Consider the following 16,057-nt stretch of genomic DNA (forward strand, 5'->3'; position numbering starts at 1 on the left):
TCGGTCAGTGCCGAGCAGATCAAGGAGTGGCTCCAAGCCCCCGGCACGAGCGTCGTCGTCCGGCCGGTGATCGACCTGGCCGACTGCATCCCCGTGACCGCCTACGAGATCCCCGACCGTCACCGGCGGCGGGTCGAGCTCCGCGACCACACCTGCAGGTTCCCCCACTGCACCCGGCCAGCAGCCAGGTGCGACCTCGACCACGCCACCCCGCACAACAAGGGCGGGCCGACGTGTCCGTGCAACCTCGTCCCCCTCTGCCGGCGCCATCACAGGGCCAAGACGCACTCCGCCTGGGACTACGAGGTCACCAGCCCCGGCCACTACCAGTGGACGAGCCCGACCGGCCTGACCTTCACCGTCACCCCCGACCGATAGCGACCCAGCCCCGCACCCCGTCCAGCGGCGGGGTCAGCGGCGCGCCCGCCAGCCCATCAGGACCGCCGAGGTGAACGCTCCGAGCGTGCCGAGGACCTCGTCGCCGAGCGTGTCCTCGTACGCCGTGTCGAGCTCCGTGCCCTGCCGGATGAACGTGAACCACTCGCCGAGCTCCCAGCCGATGGCGAGCACGGCGCCGATGCCGGTCACCGCGACCACGACCACCCATGGCGGGCCGAGGTGATCGGCGAGGAGCAGGCCGATGCCGCCGCAGAGCAGCGCCCAGTTGGCGTAGTGGTTGGCGTCGTCCCACCACACGACGGCGTCGTAGAGGTCGAGGCTGTTGCCGGTCACGTCGATCAGGAACGGCAGCATCACCAGCGCGAAGGCGCCCCACGGGACCGCCCCACCCGATCCGGTACGACGCGCGTGCAGCCACCACACGGCCGGCACCACCAGCATCATCACCGGGTAGGCCACCAGGCGGGCGCCGAACGCCTTCCCCTCGAACTGGTCGATGCCGGGGACGAAGGTCGCGACGGCCAGCTGTCCGACGGTCAGGGCGAGGACGAGGGCGGGCCACAGGGCCGGCCATGGGGGAGTTCGCTTCACGGGCCGAAGCCATAACACGGCCCCGTCGGGTTGGCAATGCCTGAATGAGAGGTCTCACCAAGGAGCGTGGTGCGTCCTAGGGTCGAGCCGGGTCCTGTGGGGGGACCCGTTGCTCGGCGTCTCCCTCGCTGGGCATGGGCACTCGGGTGGCCGCACAACCGAGTCATGGGGGCTTTTCACATGCGTGGCCTGCGTTTTCTCCTCGTCAGTGCAATGGCAGCGGCGGGGTTGACCGTCGCCACGACTTCTCCGGCTCTCGCAGCCGATGCGTCCGTCAGCTCGTTCTCCCAGTGCACCAACGGCAGCGGTACGTCAGTCGTGTGCACCAACTGGACGAACGGCTCGATCCAGGGCAGCAATTCGCACTACCGCGAGGACGACGTGGTGCCGCAGCGCGCGGTCATCACGATCCCGGCGGACAGCGCAGTGCACACGCTGTACTTCAACTTCCAGGACCGCAAGGGCAGCGTGCACGCGTACGACTCACTCGGGACCTGGAACAAGACGGTGACCGGAGGGAATCCCTGTCAGGGCCTGGCCGCCGGCCTCTGTGCCGGCACCCCCTCGACGTGGCTGATGGCCGAGGACAGCACCAACGTCCCGCCCTCCGCCGCGGGGATCTCGCAGATGCCGAAGAACCACGACCTGCCCGACGCCGACCGCCAGTGGACGATGTACGGCGGCGTCCTGGTGGGCGACACGGTCGGCCCCCACTCCTCGCCGGCAGCCGGTGACGACCTGGTCAGCGTGAGCGTCTCGTTCCGCAACCCCACCCCTGGAACCGCCAGCACCGCGGTGCTGCTGTTCGGCGGCCACCTGGCGGTCGGCGGCCCGAACACGCACGAGCGTGCGTGGGGTGAGAACCTCGGCGCCAGCAGTGTCTCCGGCGGCCCGTACGCGTTCAAGCTCGACAAGATCGACAACACGACCATCGGTGCCACGGCGAACAGCATCCAGGCCGGATCGACCGCCCCGCTGGCTCCGGCGGCCTTCGCGATCACCAAGACGGCGAGCACCACGACCGCCACCACCGGCCAGCAGGTGACCTACACGATCACCGTCAAGAACACCGGCGGACTGGCCGGTTCGACGACCTTCACCGACGACTTCGCCGACAGCATCACGCCGTCTGCGGTCACGCTGAACCCGAGCTCGGCCGGCAGCTGCAGCCCGGCCACCGTCTCGGGCAACAAGGTCCTCAGCTGCACCACGATGAGCATTCCCGCGGGCGGTCAGCAGACCTTCACCTACACGGCGAACATGCCGGACTCCTTCACCGGGGCGTCCGGCACCGACGGCTGTGCCGCGGGCCGCTACGCGGTCAAGAACACCGCCACCTTGGCGGCGGGAGCCGGCAGCGCGTCGGCCACGGTCTGCGTGAGCGCGGCGTCCCAGTTCACGATCACCAAGGCCGTCCCGTCGACCACCGTGAACGCCGGTGCGCCGGTGACCTACACCGTCACCGTCAAGAACACCGGGACCGCGGCCGGCTCGACCGGCTTCACCGACAACTTCGACGACCGGCTCTCGCCGAGCACCGCGACCTCGAACCCGGCGGGCAACAACTGCGTCCCGACCACGTCGGGGGACAGGGTCTTCACCTGCACCACCAAGGTCCTCGCGGCCGGTGAGAGCCAGACCTTCACCTACACCGCGACCATGCCCGCCACCTTCAGCGGCGTCCCCGGCACCGGTGGCTGTGGTGCCGGGCGGTACCCCGTCGGCAACACGGCGACGCTGTCGGGCACCGGCGGCGCCTCGTCCACGGTGACGATGTGCGTGCTCGCGGCGCCGACCTTCAAGGTCACCAAGACCGCCGACGACGTGACGGCCGACCCGGGACAGTCGATCACCTACACGATCGTGGTCGAGAACACCGGCAACGCCGCTGGCTCGACGTCGTGGAAGGACGACTTCGACGACCGGCTCTCGCCCAGCACCGCCACGTCGTCGCCGACCGGCAACGACTGCACGGCGACCGCGCCGGGCGGCAACAAGCTGTTCGACTGCACGACGGGCACGATCCCGGCCGGCGGCCAGCAGAAGTTCGTCTACACCGCCACCATGCCGAGCAGCTTCAGCGCAGGCTCGGGGACCGGCGGCTGCCCGACGGGCGCGTACCCGCTGCCGAACTCGGTGGTCCTGGCCAACCAGGCCACGAGCAGCGTCACCGTCTGCGTCGGGGCCCTGGCCAACTTCACCATCGCCAAGAGCGTGGACAACGCGACGCCGGTGCCGGGTGGCACGGTGACCTACACCGTCGTCGTCAAGAACACCGGTGCCGCTGCGGGCTCGACCAGCTTCACCGACGACTACGACGACCGGATGGGCATCACGCTGCCGGCGGGCGCCAGCTGCACCGTCGGAACCGGTACGGCGGCCGGCACCTTCACCTGCCAGACCGGCACCGTCGCAGCCGGTGGTCAGGTGACCTTCACCTACACCGGCGTCGTCCCGGCGACCTTCGGCCCGACGTCCGGCACGGACGGTTGCGCCAGCGGCACGTACCCGATCGCCAACACGGCCACGCTGGCGTCCGGCCCCAGCGCGGGCGCACGGCTGTGCGTCGCCGCTTCGCCGGCGTACGCGATCAACAAGTCGGTGGATGACGCGACCGGTGTGCCGGGCCAGGTGGTCACCTACACGATCACGGTCAAGAACACCGGCACGGCCGCCGGTACGACGGGCTTCGTCGACGACTTCGACGACCGGGTCACCCCGGCCGGCATCGTGATCGCCCCGAGCACCGGCTCCTGCTCGATCACCAGCGGCAGCAACCGGACCCTGTCCTGCAGCACCGGCGTGATCCCGGCCGGCTCGCAGCAGGTGTTCACCTACAGCGTGACCCTGCCGCCGGCGTACGCCGGAGCGACGGGCGGCGGCACGTGCGCCCCGGGCACCTACCGGGTCGCCAACAGTGCGACGCTCACCGGCAGCACCACCCCGGCAGCGGTCGACGTGTGCGTGACCGCGGCGCCGTCCTTCCTCGTCGCCAAGTCCGTCGACAAGACCTCGCCGAAGCCGGGCGACACCGTGACCTACACGATCAAGGTGACCAACAACGGCACGGCAGCAGGCTCGACGACCTTCGTCGACGACTACGACAACCGCCTCTCGCCCAGCACGGCGGTGTCGCTGCCGGCCGGCAACAACTGCTCGCCGTCGGCGGGGACCTTCTCCTGCACGACGGGCACCATCTCGTCGCTGGGCCAGCAGACCTTCACCTACACGGCGACGATCCCCTCGACCTTCAGCGGGTCGGGCGGTGACGGCACCTGCGCCGCGGGGACCTACCGGATCCGCAACGACGTGACCCTGGCCAACAACGCCACCGACGCCGTCGTGCTCTGCGTGGCCGCCAAGCCGGACTTCGTGGTCGACAAGACCGTGAAGACCGACGGCCACGTGGATCCGGGCGACACGGTCGAGTACACGATCAAGGTGACCAACAACGGCGACGCGGCGGGCTCCACCACGGTCGTCGACGACTACGACAACCGCCTCGACCCGACCCAGCCGACGGGCTGCACCAAGGCGAGCGGCAAGCTCACCTGCACCACCGGAACGATCGCGGCCGGCGGCAGTGAGTCGTTCGTCTACACGGCGGTGCTCCCGACGTCCTTCACCGGTACGCCGGGCACGGGCACCTGCCAGCCGGGCGAGTTCCAGGTCGCCAACAGCGTGACCGTCACCGGCACGACGGCGGCCGACGCCGTCGACGTCTGCGTCCCGGCCGCTCCCGCCTTCGACGTGACCAAGACGGCGAGCTCGACCCGCGTCGACGCCGGCGGTGCGGTGACCTACACGATCAAGGTCAAGAACACCGGTACGGCGCCGGGCAGCACCCAGGCGGTCGACAACTTCGACGACCGGCTCGACCCGCCCACCGCCACGTCTGTCCCGGCCGGCAACGACTGCGCACCGACGACCGTCGGCGGCGACGAGCAGTTCCGCTGCCCGACGGCGGTCCTGGACCCCGGCCAGTCGCAGACGTTCACCTACACGGTCCTGATGCCGGCGAGCTTCGCCGCCGGAGCGGCCACGGGCAGCTGCCCGAACGGCAGCTTCGCGGTCGTCAACTCCGTGCAGGTGACGGGTGACAGCGACGCGGTGACCGTGTGCGTCGCGGCCGCTCCGGCCTTCACCGTCACCAAGACCGCGAGCAGCCCGGTGGCCTCGCCGGGCGGTTCCGTGGACTACGTCATCACGGTGCGCAACACCGGCACCGCGGCGGGTTCCACGACCTTCACCGACGACGCGGAGGCCACCATCGGTGGCGCTCCGGACGGCTGCGCACTGGTCGCCGGGCACCACCTCGACTGCACGACCGGCGTCCTCGCCGCGGGTGCGAGCGCCGAGTTCCGCTACACCGCCACGGTGCCGGCCACCTACACCGGGGACCCGGACGCCACGGCGTGCAACCCGCCGGCGTACCCGGTCCGCAACACCGCGACGCTCGCCAACGGCACCCAGGCGCGGACCGTGGTCTGCGTGGGTGCGGCGCCGGCGTTCAGCGTCACCAAGGCCGTCGACGACGCGCTGGCCGACCCGGGCCAGACCGTGCGCTACACGATCACGGTGACGAACAACGGCACCGCCTCGGGCTCGACCACCATCGTCGACGACTACGACAACCGCCTCGACCCGAGCGTCCCGGCGGGCTGTGACAAGACCGGCGGCACGCTGGTCTGTGCGACCGGCGTCCTGGCGGCGGGCGCGTCGAAGACCTTCGAGTACGACGCGAAGCTGCCGGCGACCTACAGCGGCGACTCCGGTGTGGCGCCGTGTGGCCCCGGCGAGTACGGCGTGGTCAACAAGGTCCGGATCGGTGGCAACGAGGTCGCCTCCCGCACGGTCTGCGTCCCCGCCGCGCCGAAGCTCGGCGTCACCAAGACCGTGAGTGACCAGACGCCCGACCCGGGCGAGACGGTCACCTACACGATCACGGTGGGCAACACCGGCTCCGTGGCTGGCAGCACGTCCTTCACCGACGACTTCGACGACCGGCTCTCGCCGAGCACGCCCGACGGCTGCACGAAGGCCGACGGCAAGCTGAGCTGCACGACGGGCTCGATCCAGCCCGGTGCGACCCAGGTCTTCACCTACACCGCCACGATGCCGAACTCCTTCACCGGCGCCGCCGGCGGCGGGGGCTGCCCGGGCGATGCCTACCCGGTCGGCAACAGCGTGGTGATCACCGGTGGCGGCCACGCCGAGGTCACCGCATGCATCACGGCTCGTCCGGACGTCGTGCTGACGAAGGCGTCGTCGGTCGACGTACGGCCCAACGGCGACCAGGTGCTGACCTACACGCTCACCTGGACCAACAACGGCGCGGCCGAGGCCAACGGCACCGTCCTGACCGACGCACTGCCGGCCGGCACCGGGTTCGTCTCCTGCACCGGTGGCTGCTCGGTCGGCGGCTCGCCGGCGACGGCCACCTGGCAGGTCGGCACCATCGCGCCGCGCGGCGGCACGGGATCGGTGACGCTCGTGGTCAAGGTGACCAACAATGCGCTCTGCACCGTCCCGAACCAGGCGAGGATGCAGGTCACGCCGACCGTCCAGGTCAGCTCCAACCAGGTGTCCGACAACGTCACCCCGCAGGCCGACCCGAGCAGCGGCAAGGCGAACGGTGAGGCCATCGGCCTGGAGGTGAGGTCCTCGGGCCTGCTGACGCTGATCACCGGCCTGCTGCAGGCGATCGTCCGCGACAAGGTGACCGCCGACTTCAGCAACGCGGTGAGCAGCCAGTCCGGCGTCGGTGGTCCGACCACCGACAGCGACTCGGTGCTCGCGCTCAAGCTGCCGGCGAACGGATCGGTCCTCTCGGCCGGCGTCCTCACCACGACGAGCGCCAGCACCGTGACGGCCGCTCCTGCCGAGGCGCGGCAGACTACGACCGCCGAGGTCGCGGGCGTCTGCCTGGTCCCGGTCGCCGGGGTCTGCACGGTGGAGACAGGCACGGTACGAGCGGTCGCCTCGACCACGGCCAACGGCGGCTACGCCACGGCCAGCTCGACCGGCTCGGCGATCCAGAGCCTGAAGGTGCTGGGCCTCGACACCCCGGTCAACCTCGACCAGACGACGACGATCCCGCTCAACGCGGCGGTGTTCGGCAAGAACAGCTACGTCGCGATCAACGAGCGCACGTCCGCGACGGGCCTGAAGCAGGGCAAGTACTACGCCGACCAGGGCGTCACGATGATCCACGTCAAGATCACCGGGCTGCTGCTCGGGGTCCAGGCCGTGGAGATCAAGGTGGCGTCGGCGACGGCGCACAGCGAGTTCCTGCAGACCCCGCTGTGCGGCAACCAGCCGAACCGTTCCGTGAGTGGGCACGCCTTCAACGCGCGCCTCTTCACCGGTCCGCTGCTCGCCGACCTGACCCTGGGCTACACGCAGATCGCGCCGCTCGGCGGAGCGGAGACGGAGCACATCGCGGGGGTGGCGCTGCCGAACAACGCCAACATCGTGGGTGCGCAGGTCGCCGACAGCGCCAGCACCGGCTCGCTGAACTCGTCGGGCAGCACGGCCCGCAGTTGGGCGGAGATCGCCGGCGACGGCACCCGCCCGGTGTGCGTGCTGAGGACCGGGGTGACCTGCGTCGTCAGTGCCACGGTGATCAGGTCCGAGGCCAGGTCCAACGCCGGGCCGACCGGATCGACGTCCACCGACACCGGTACGACGCTCGTCGGCCTGAACCTGCTCGGGGTCATCCCGATCCAGGGGACACCTGCGCCCAACACGACGCTGGCCCTGCCCGGCATCGGGTTCATCGTCCTCAACGAGCAGTTCTGCGACGGGGGCGGCGCGGCCAGCCACTCGTGTGCCGGGACGCCCCACAGCGGCATCACGGTGCGCGCGGTGCGGGTCGTGGTCACCCTCGCCAACAACCTGCTGGGGCTCACCCCGGGCGTGGAGCTGGTCGTGGGCGAGGCCCACGCCGACTCCTCCTTCGGATGATCCTTCGCTGAGCCGCAGCCCCGTCCCCGGCTGCGTCCTCGGACGAGTCCCGCCGAGCGGCATGATGCCGACCGGCGGGACTCGTTGCGTCGTACGGTCGCGCCATGACCGCCCACGACGACATCGCCGCGATCACCCGGTTGAAGTACCGCTACCTCCGCTGCCTCGACACCAAGCAGTGGGACGACTTCGCCGAGTGCTTCGCCGGCGACGCGACCGCCGACTACAACGGCCTCGTGTTCGACGACCCGGTCTCCCTCGTCGCCTACATGCGCAGGAACATGGGGGAGGGCGTGCTCACGATGCACCAGGCCCACCACCCCGAGATCGACCTCGACCCCGAGGACCCGGACCGTGCCACCGCGACCTGGTACCTCCACGACAAGGTCGTCGTCGATGCCCACCGCTTCGCCCTCGAGGGCGGTGCGATCTACGGCGACACCTACGTCCGGACGACGGAGGGCTGGCGGATCCTCCGCACCGGCTACCGGCGGACCTTCGAGATGACCTGGAACCTCGACGAGCCCGGCGCCGTGAAGGTCGCCGGGCCCGAGGTGCGCTCGCGCTTCTGAGTGCCGGCTCCGATGCCGTCGGCCGCGCCGGTGACGACGGCGACCCGGCCGTGCAGGCGGCCGATCACAGGACGCCCGTCCGCGCGAGGAGCTCGCGGGCGTCGGCGCTGCCGTCGAGGCCGCGGGTGGTGCGTCGCGTCGTCCGCCAGCCGCCGTCGGTGCGGACCAGCTCGAAGTGGTTCGCGCCGATCCGGGCCGGGAACACCTTGCCGTGGTGGCGCACGAGCAGGACCGACTCGCAGACGGCGACGGCACGGTCGCCGTCGACCGTGACGTGGGCCGGGCCGAGGAAGTGGCTGCTGCCGTTGCCGATCAGGCCTTGGTGGGCGTCCGAGCGGACCATCGCCTCGACCTCGGCTCGGCTCCCCATGAAGATCTCGTCGACGTCGTAGACGCCGTCCTCGGTCCACAGGTCCGCGACCCGCTCGGCCTCGCCGGCGTCGACCAGGGGACCGTACGACGCGATCAGCTGCGTGATCGCCTGGACGTCCTCCAGGCGCTGCAGGCGCTCCTCGATGCTCACTGCTGCGCCTCCTGCGTCCCGAGGCCGGCCAGGTCCGCCAGCGCGGCGAGCTGGTCGACGTAGTGGTCCGCCGAGGTGGCGGTGATGTGCACGTTCACAACGGTCGCGCCGGCGGCGAGGGTGCGGTCGAGCGCGCGGCGGGTCCGGTCCGGGTCGCCGAGCGGGTCGACCGGCCGACCCGCACCGAGGACGACCTCGAAGCCGTCGGGCAGCGGCGCCTGGTCGAGCATCGCGCGCAGCCTGTCGTGGGGGAGGCCGAAGGGCACCCAGCCGTCACCGTGCTCGCGGGCGCGGCGCAGGCTGCGTGGCGTGTAGCCGCCGATCCAGAACGGCACCCGGGCCTGCACGGCGTGCGGCTCGACGACCACGTCGCCGAACGGGAACCGCGGGCCGTCGTACACGGGGGTGGGGGTGGACAACGCGGCCCGCAGTGCCGGCAGCGCGTCGTCGGCGACGGCCCCGCGGCCGGCGTACTCGGCACCGAGGAGCTCGAACTCCTCCTCGATCGAGCCGACCCCCAGGCCGAGCACCAGCCGACCGCCGCTGAGCAGGTCGAGGGTGCCGTAGCGCTTCGCGATGGCGAGCGGGTGGTGGTAGCCGAGGACCAGGACCTGCGTGACCAGCCGGATCCGGTGCGTGCGCGCGGCCAGGTGGCTCAGCGTCGCCAGCGGGTCCCAGTAGGTCCCGCCGCGCTGCGCGGCGATCTCCGTGGGCACGGCGACGTGCTCGGAGCAGGTCAGGTGGTCGAGGCCCAGGCGGTCGGCCGCCTCGGCGATCGCGACCAGATCGGCCGGCCCCGCCGTGCGCTCCCAGTCGTCGAAGAAGCCGGGCAGGGCGGTGACGATCGGGCTGGTGATGCCGACGCGCATGGGTGCTCCTCGCTGTCGCGGACCGGGCCTCCATCCAAGCCGCCGGCGGCCCCCCACGGTCGGTTTCGGTCCCGCTGACCGGAAGTAGAATTCATTTCAGAAATGGCTTCCGCTCGTCCGGGACCGGTGTTACGGTCGTCACTAGAATTCATTTCAGTTTTGATCCGGGGAGGTCGCCATGTCGTTGCTGACGATGGAGCAGGAAGAGGTCCGGACCGGTACGGCGACGCGTGAGCTGCCACCGTCGATGGTCGAGCGGATGACGCTCATCCTCGACCTCTTCGGCGAGCGTGACACCTGGCTGACGCTCGAGGAGATCGCCCGCACGACGGGCCTCCCGCGCTCCACCGCGCACCGGATCCTCGACCAGCTGGTCCGCCTCGAGTGGCTCGAGCACGCCTCCTTCGGCTACGGACTGGGCCGCCGCTCGCTGGGACTCGGCGGCGGCACGGCCGACCACGCCGAGCTGAGGTCGGCCGCGTCGCCGTACCTCCACGACCTGCTGCTGCGCACCGGCGCCGTCATCCACCTCGGCGTCCTCGAGGGCTCACGGGTGCACTACCTCGACAAGCTCGGTGGCCGGTTCGCCGCCACCGTCCCCTCGCGCGTCGGCGGCTTCGCGCCCGCCCACTGCACCGGCCTCGGCAAGGCGATGCTCGCGTGGCTCGAGCCCGAGCACGTCGACGTGCTGGTCGGCGACGAGCTGCGCCCGCGCACCGCCGCCAGCATCTCCGGCCTCGACGCCCTCCACGGCGAGCTCGCCCGGATCCGCTTCCGCAGCGGCCTCGCCCTCGAGCGCGGCGAGTGCTTTCCCGAGATCGCCTGCGTCGCCGCCGCGATCCGCGGCCCCCGCGGCCCGATCGGCGCGATCTCCATCGTCGCCGGCGCCGGTACGGCGCTCGAGCGCGTGGCCCCGCTCGTCGTCGACGCCACCCGCCGGATCGCCGAGGACCTGTTCCCCGACGTCGACCCGCAGTCGCGCCGGCTCCACGTCGTGGATTGATGGGAGTTTCACCGGCCGGCCGGTGAAACTCCCGCGCTTGGACGACGAAACTCACGCCTGGACGATGAAGCTTCGTCGTCCAAGCGTGAGTTTTCTCGTCCAGGGCGTCAGTCAGGAGTCGTGCGGGACCAGCATCCGCATGACCTTCTCGGTGCCGGCGACCAGCCGAGCCCGGTCCGCGGTCGACCGCATCTCGACGACCTTCTCGTTGCCGGAGACCACGTGCACCGGTCCGTTCGGCAGCGCGGCGAGTCCCTCACGCGCGACGTCGGCCGGCTCGGAGACATGCAGGCCGGGGACGTCGAAGTTCAGCCCGGCGCGCTCCATGGCGGGGGTCCGGGTCACGCCGAGGACCAGCTCGAGGACGTCGACGCCGTGCTCGCGCAGCTCGGCCCACAGGCCTTCGGCGAAGATCCGGCCAAAGGCCTTCACGCCGCCGTACACGCCCTCGGTGGAGGTGCCGACGTACCCGGCGAGCGAACCCACGAGGAGGATGCCACCGCGACCACGATCGCGCAGCGGGACGGCGTAGTGGTGCACCAGGGCGAGCATCGCGGTGATGTTCAGGTCGATGACCGAGCCGAAGCCGTCGAGGGTGCCGCGGGTGAACGCGCGGCCATGCGTGTTGGCGCCGGCGTTGTAGACCAACAGGCCGACCTCGACGTCGGCGGTGGCGGCGGTGATCTCGCCGGTCGCGGCGGGGGAGGTGAGGTCGGTCGCGACGGTGCGCACCTCGACCCCGAGCTCCCGCATCCGTTGTGCTGTCTCCTCCAGCGGGCCGGGCTTGCGTGCGACCAGGACGAGATTGATGCCGGAAACCGCCAGTTCTCGGGCGAATTCCGCGCCGACCCCCTCGGAGCCACCGGCGATCACGGCCCACGGGCCGTAGCGGTCGAGATCAGTCATGGATGGCCTCCGGGTTGGTCCTGAGGGGATCGTCCGACTGCACGTCCAGCTCGCCCCGCACCGCAGCCTCGCGGATCGACGCGCGCAGCGCCGCACAACCCGCGAAGGCGTTGCGGTTGGGGCGCTCCGAGCGTGCGGGCGTCGTACGGCGCTCGATGCACCGTTCGAGGGCGGTGGCGTCCCACTGCAGGGTCGACTGGTCCCAGCTGCTCTTTCGGGCGAGCACCTCGGCCTCGCACGTCGTGCACGCGACGGGCTGCATCGGTGCGGCCTCGAGCCGCACGTCGGGCCGCACCGCGTTCACGACCGGCGCGCCGCGAGGTTCTGCTCGACCTCGGCCCGCCAGGCCTCGTTGGGCCGCGTGGTGTCGATCTCGAACTCGAACCGGTCGGTCATCTCGGCGCTCACGTCGGCCGCGTCGACGTAGAACTGCTGGTACCACCGCCGCAGCTGGTAGACCGGCCCGTCCTCCTCGCAGAGCAGCGGGTTGTCGATACGCGCCTTGTTCTTCCAGATCGCGACGTCCTGCTCGAAGCCGTACTTGATGAACGCGCCGGTCTTCGTCGCCATCAGGTCGGCCTCCTCGTCGGAGATCCCGTCCTTCTTCTCCACGATGATCCCGTACTGGAGCACGAAGGAGTTCTCGTCGACGGGGTAGTGGCAGTTGATCAGGATCGTGTCCACGTCGAGGTCCTCGTAGTGGTAGGTCACCTCGTCGATCATGAAGCTCGGCCCGTGGTACGCCGCCACGCTCGTCGTGCCGAGCACGGCCGGGTTGCTCTTCGACGGCCGTGGCGGGCGGACGTCCTCTCGGCCGTCGCCGTTCATGTACTGGTAGGCGCTGGTGCCCTCGAAGACGTTCTTGAAGTACGTCGGGAACGAGTAGTGGATGTAGAAGAAGTGCGCCATGTCCACGACGTTGTCGACGATCTCGCGGCAGTTGGCGCCCTCGATGACCGTCTCGTACCAGATCCAGTCGGTCCAGCGGTCGTCCTCGACCTGCGGGATGCGGGGGATCGTCACGTCGGCCGGCGGCGGGTTGCCCTCGGGATCGTTCCAGACGAAGACCATGCCGTCCTGGACCATCGTCGGCCACGCCGCCGTACGGGCGCGGAGCGGGACGCGCCGCGCGTACGGGATCTGCTTGCAGCGGCCGTCCCCGCCCCAGCGCCAGTCGTGGAACGGACAGGCGATCTCGTTGCCCTTGACCTCGCCCTGCGACAGGTCGCCGCCCATGTGGCGGCAGTAGGCATCGAGGACGTTGAGCTGCCCGTCCTCGCCGGAGAAGACGACCAGCTTCTGGCCGAACGCGTTGATCTGGTGGGGCTTCCCGTCCGCGAGGTCGCGGGCCAGGCCGAGGCAGTGCCAGCCGCGCGCGAACCGTCGCGGGCCCGCGTCCACCTCGATCCTCCGGACCTGGTCGTTGCTCGTCATGGCCCGAGTGTGTGACGGTCCGCGGGTTGGCCGCCGTTCGCGGTCCCACTCAGCGGTAGCCTGCAAGGGCTCCGGCGACCGGGTACCCGCAGGATGGGGAAGCGCCCGGCGGTGCCGGGCGATGTCGTGAGAGCAGGAGAGACAGCGTGCCGCGTATCGCCGAGGCCCGGCAGCCCGCCGAGCCCACCTCCGCGGAGCAGAAGGACCGCTACCGCCGGATCCTGCGTGCCGCCAGCAAGCTCGGTGCCGAGCACGGCCTCGAGCGGATGCAGATGAACGACGTGGCCAAGGAGGCCGGCGTCGCGATCGCCACGCTCTACCGCTACTTCCCCTCGAAGACCGACCTCTTCGTCGGCGTGCTGCACAGCCAGATCCAGCGGCTCAGCGACGCCGGCGACGGCGACGGCGTGGTCCCGTCCGCCCCGGCCGGCGAGCGGGCGGCGGCCGTGGCCGACGTACTCATCGGGGCGGGGCGTGGCATGCTCGCCCGCCCGCAGCTGGCGATGGCGATGCTGCAGGCCAACAATGCCGCGCAGCTGCAGGGCGGTCGCGAGTACACCGAGGCCAACGCCGCCTTCCACGGCGTCCTGCTGCGGGCCCTCGGTGTCGAGGAGCCCGCCGACGAGGACTTCCGGATGGTCCGGATCACCGAGCAGACCTGGTACGGCGTGCTCGTCTCGGTCCTCAACGGCGTGATCACCATCGACCAGGCCGACGCCGACATCCGGCTCGCGACGAAGCTCCTCCTCGGCCCCCGGTACGACGAGGAGGCGGGCTCGTGAACGGCACACCCCGCACGATCGTGGTCACCGGCGCGGCCTCCGGGATCGGCGCCACCACGGCCGAGCTGCTGCGTTCCCGCGGCGACCGCGTCATCAGCGTCGACCTGCGTTCGGCCGACGTGTGCGCGGACCTGTCGTCGCCGTCGGGCCGTGCGGACGCGGTGGCCGGCGTCGCCACGCTCGTGGGCGACGGAGTGCTGGACGGCCTGGTCACCTGCGCCGGCCTCAGCCGCGCCGGTGCCCGGCAGGTGAGCGTCAACTACTTCGGCACCGTCGACCTCGTCACCGGCCTGCGCCCGCTCCTCGCCCGCTCCGCCGCCCCGCGGGTGGCACTGGTCAGCTCGATCTCCTCGACCCAGCCGGCCGACGCCGCCGTCGTCGACGCCTGCCTCGCCGGATCCGAGCCCGACGCGCTCGCCGCGGCGGAGGCCGCCGTCGCGGCCGGCCGGCCGCACGAGATCTACGCATCCACGAAGGCCGCGCTGAACCGCTGGCTGCGTCGTACCGCTGTGTCGGAGGAGTTCGCGGCCGCGGGCATCGCGGTCAACGCGATCGCGCCCGGCGTCGTACTGACGCCCATGACGGAGGAGCTCGTCTCCGACCCGCAGTGGAAGGCGGTCATGGACGCCGCCGTCCCCATGCCCCTCAACGGCTACGCCCCACCCGAGGCGATCGCCCACGCCCTCCTGTGGCTGCTCGCCCCCGAGAACACCCACATGGCCGGCCAGGTCGTCTTCGTCGACGGCGGCGCCGAGGCGCTCACCGTCTGAAAGGGAGTTTCACCGGCCGGCCGGTGAAACTCATGCTTGGACGAGGAAGCTTCGTCGTCCAAGCATGAGTTTCGTCGTCCAAGCGATCACAGAGATGTCCGCTGCGCCTCCACAACCAGGTTCGGCGGCGTACCAGCCCACAGGCGTTGCGCTCGACCTCGCTTCCACACGTGGGGTCGCTCGAGCCTGAGGTCATGATCGAATATCTCGTGAATGGCAGTGGGATCTTGCTCCGTCGTGACGCCATCCGTGCGGGCGCCGACGACAACGCGCTCAAGCGCGCAGTCGATTCGTCGTTCCTCGTTCGGATGCGCCAGGGCGTCTACGTACTAGCTGCGGTGTGGGAGTCGTCCGATGCGCTCGAGCGCCATCGACTTCTCCTCGAGGGTGTCAGGATGCTGTACGGCGACGATGTCGCGGCGTCCCACATCAGCGCTTGTGTCGAGCAAGGTGGGCCGACGTGGGGGCTCGACCTGTCGCGCGTGCACCTCACCCACCTGTGGGGCAAGGGGGAGCGCTCGGTTGGCAAGGTCGTTCATCACCGTGGAGCTTGCATCGTCGGCGATGTCACTCGCGACGGCCATGGCTGGATCACGTCGCCAGCGCGGTCGGCGCTCGACACGGCTTGCCTGGTCAGTCAGGAGTCCGGCGTCGCAGTGGTCGACTGGTACCTGCAGACCGGGCTCGCAACGTTGTACGACCTGCTGCAGACCCACGCCCGGATGGTCGACTGGCCGGGCTCGCTCGGCCTTCATCGGGTTCTCGCGTTGGTCGACGGCAAGGCCGAGTCGGTGGGTGAGACGCGCGTGAGGCTGATGTGCCGAGCGCACGGTCTTCCGGCACCGACCCCCCAGTTCGAGGTTCGACACCCCAGCGGCCGGCTCGCAGGGCGCGTCGACTTCGCGTGGCCTGAGCTGGGTCTACTGCTGGAGTTCGACGGGATGGTCAAGTACCACCGTTATCGCCGGGCCGGCGAGACGATCGAGCAGATGGTGATCAGGGAGAAGCAGCGCGAAGATCTGTTGCGGGAACTGACCGGATGGACCGTCATCCGCATCACCTGGGCTGATCTCGCACACCCCGAGGCAACTGTCGCCCGCATCCTCCGCGCGATGAAGCTCGCCGCCTGACCGAGGTGCGTCATCGAACTGGGACGACAAAACTCATGCTTGGACGACGAACTTCGATGCTTCTGACTGATGTGTGGGTCAGGTTCGGCCGGGGAGTGCGGGTCGGTGGCGG

13 protein-coding genes are annotated in these 16,057 nt (G+C 70.6%); 7 read left to right on the plus strand and 6 right to left on the minus strand.

Going from position 1 to position 16,057, the window contains the following annotated elements; translation table 11 throughout:
• Positions 1–378, plus strand: a 378-nt coding sequence (locus ASE20_RS22850; protein WP_162261574.1) for an HNH endonuclease signature motif containing protein, incomplete at its 5' end; no start/stop codon positions are given.
• A gap of 33 nt (positions 379–411) precedes the next feature.
• On the opposite strand, the gene ASE20_RS22855 is transcribed toward ASE20_RS22850, so the two are convergent.
• The gene (locus ASE20_RS22855) at positions 412–990 is read right to left on the minus strand and encodes a hypothetical protein (RefSeq protein WP_225868935.1); all 579 of its coding nucleotides are present in this window, start codon (positions 988–990) and stop codon (positions 412–414) included.
• A gap of 180 nt (positions 991–1,170) precedes the next feature.
• Between ASE20_RS22855 and ASE20_RS22860 the strand changes: the two genes are divergently transcribed.
• Positions 1,171–7,956: a choice-of-anchor P family protein gene (locus ASE20_RS22860; RefSeq protein WP_162260964.1), complete on the plus strand. Its 6,786-nt coding sequence runs from the start codon at positions 1,171–1,173 to the stop codon at positions 7,954–7,956.
• Between the two features lie 104 nt (positions 7,957–8,060).
• Entirely contained in the window at positions 8,061–8,528 is a 468-nt protein-coding gene (locus ASE20_RS22865) for a nuclear transport factor 2 family protein (RefSeq protein ID WP_056896867.1), read from the plus strand.
• 64 nt (positions 8,529–8,592) lie between these two features.
• Here ASE20_RS22865 and ASE20_RS22870 read toward each other — a convergent pair whose 3' ends face one another.
• Both ASE20_RS22870 and ASE20_RS22875 read right to left on the minus strand, forming a co-directional pair.
• Complete coding sequence (locus ASE20_RS22870) at positions 8,593–9,051, minus strand: nuclear transport factor 2 family protein (protein ID WP_056896868.1); 459 nt, start codon at positions 9,049–9,051, stop codon at positions 8,593–8,595.
• A complete protein-coding gene (locus tag ASE20_RS22875; RefSeq protein WP_056896869.1) occupies positions 9,048–9,920 on the minus strand; it encodes an LLM class F420-dependent oxidoreductase in 873 nt (290 codons plus the stop codon). Before ASE20_RS22875 ends, ASE20_RS22870 begins: the two co-directional genes overlap by 4 nt.
• A 178-nt stretch (positions 9,921–10,098) precedes the next feature.
• Between ASE20_RS22875 and ASE20_RS22880 the strand changes: the two genes are divergently transcribed.
• A complete protein-coding gene (locus tag ASE20_RS22880; protein ID WP_056896870.1) occupies positions 10,099–10,923 on the plus strand; it encodes an IclR family transcriptional regulator in 825 nt (274 codons plus the stop codon).
• 111 nt (positions 10,924–11,034) lie between these two features.
• On the opposite strand, the gene ASE20_RS22885 is transcribed toward ASE20_RS22880, so the two are convergent.
• Genes ASE20_RS22885 through ASE20_RS22895 form a run of 3 tightly spaced genes read right to left on the minus strand, consistent with a single transcriptional unit; the run spans position 11,035 to position 13,263 of the window.
• Complete coding sequence (locus ASE20_RS22885; protein ID WP_056896871.1) at positions 11,035–11,829, minus strand: SDR family NAD(P)-dependent oxidoreductase; 795 nt, start codon at positions 11,827–11,829, stop codon at positions 11,035–11,037.
• A complete protein-coding gene (locus tag ASE20_RS22890; protein ID WP_200952918.1) occupies positions 11,822–12,133 on the minus strand; it encodes a hypothetical protein in 312 nt (103 codons plus the stop codon). The genes ASE20_RS22885 and ASE20_RS22890 overlap by 8 nt, the downstream gene beginning before the upstream one ends.
• Positions 12,130–13,263, minus strand: coding sequence for a Rieske 2Fe-2S domain-containing protein (locus ASE20_RS22895; RefSeq protein ID WP_056896872.1), 1,134 nt, complete (start codon positions 13,261–13,263; stop codon positions 12,130–12,132). The genes ASE20_RS22890 and ASE20_RS22895 overlap by 4 nt, the downstream gene beginning before the upstream one ends.
• A gap of 146 nt (positions 13,264–13,409) precedes the next feature.
• On the opposite strand from ASE20_RS22895, the gene ASE20_RS22900 reads away from it, so the two are divergent.
• From ASE20_RS22900 to ASE20_RS22910, 3 genes are all read left to right on the plus strand, one after another.
• Positions 13,410–14,045, plus strand: coding sequence for a TetR family transcriptional regulator (locus ASE20_RS22900; protein ID WP_056896873.1), 636 nt, complete (start codon positions 13,410–13,412; stop codon positions 14,043–14,045).
• Positions 14,042–14,815: an SDR family oxidoreductase gene (locus tag ASE20_RS22905; RefSeq protein WP_056896874.1), complete on the plus strand. Its 774-nt coding sequence runs from the start codon at positions 14,042–14,044 to the stop codon at positions 14,813–14,815. The genes ASE20_RS22900 and ASE20_RS22905 overlap by 4 nt, the downstream gene beginning before the upstream one ends.
• Positions 14,816–15,009: 194 nt before the next feature.
• Positions 15,010–15,945, plus strand: coding sequence for a type IV toxin-antitoxin system AbiEi family antitoxin domain-containing protein (locus tag ASE20_RS22910; protein WP_157538309.1), 936 nt, complete (start codon positions 15,010–15,012; stop codon positions 15,943–15,945).
• Positions 15,946–16,057: the final 112 nt, after the last annotated feature.

Source organism: Nocardioides sp. Root240 (genome assembly GCF_001428825.1).
Taxonomy (GTDB): Bacteria; Actinomycetota; Actinomycetes; order Propionibacteriales; family Nocardioidaceae; genus Nocardioides.

Bases quoted from the DNA above. Each gene is read 5' to 3' on its own strand.
- ASE20_RS22860 (WP_162260964.1), top strand. From the start codon at position 1,171: ATGCGTGGCCTGCGTTTTCTCCTCGTCAGTGCAATGGCAGCGGCGGGG.
- ASE20_RS22865 (WP_056896867.1), top strand. From the start codon at position 8,061: ATGACCGCCCACGACGACATCGCCGCGATCACCCGGTTGAAGTACCGC.
- ASE20_RS22875 (WP_056896869.1), bottom strand. From the start codon at position 9,920: ATGCGCGTCGGCATCACCAGCCCGATCGTCACCGCCCTGCCCGGCTTC.
- ASE20_RS22880 (WP_056896870.1), top strand. From the start codon at position 10,099: ATGTCGTTGCTGACGATGGAGCAGGAAGAGGTCCGGACCGGTACGGCG.
- ASE20_RS22885 (WP_056896871.1), bottom strand. From the start codon at position 11,829: ATGACTGATCTCGACCGCTACGGCCCGTGGGCCGTGATCGCCGGTGGC.
- ASE20_RS22895 (WP_056896872.1), bottom strand. From the start codon at position 13,263: ATGACGAGCAACGACCAGGTCCGGAGGATCGAGGTGGACGCGGGCCCG.
- ASE20_RS22910 (WP_157538309.1), top strand. From the start codon at position 15,010: ATGATCGAATATCTCGTGAATGGCAGTGGGATCTTGCTCCGTCGTGAC.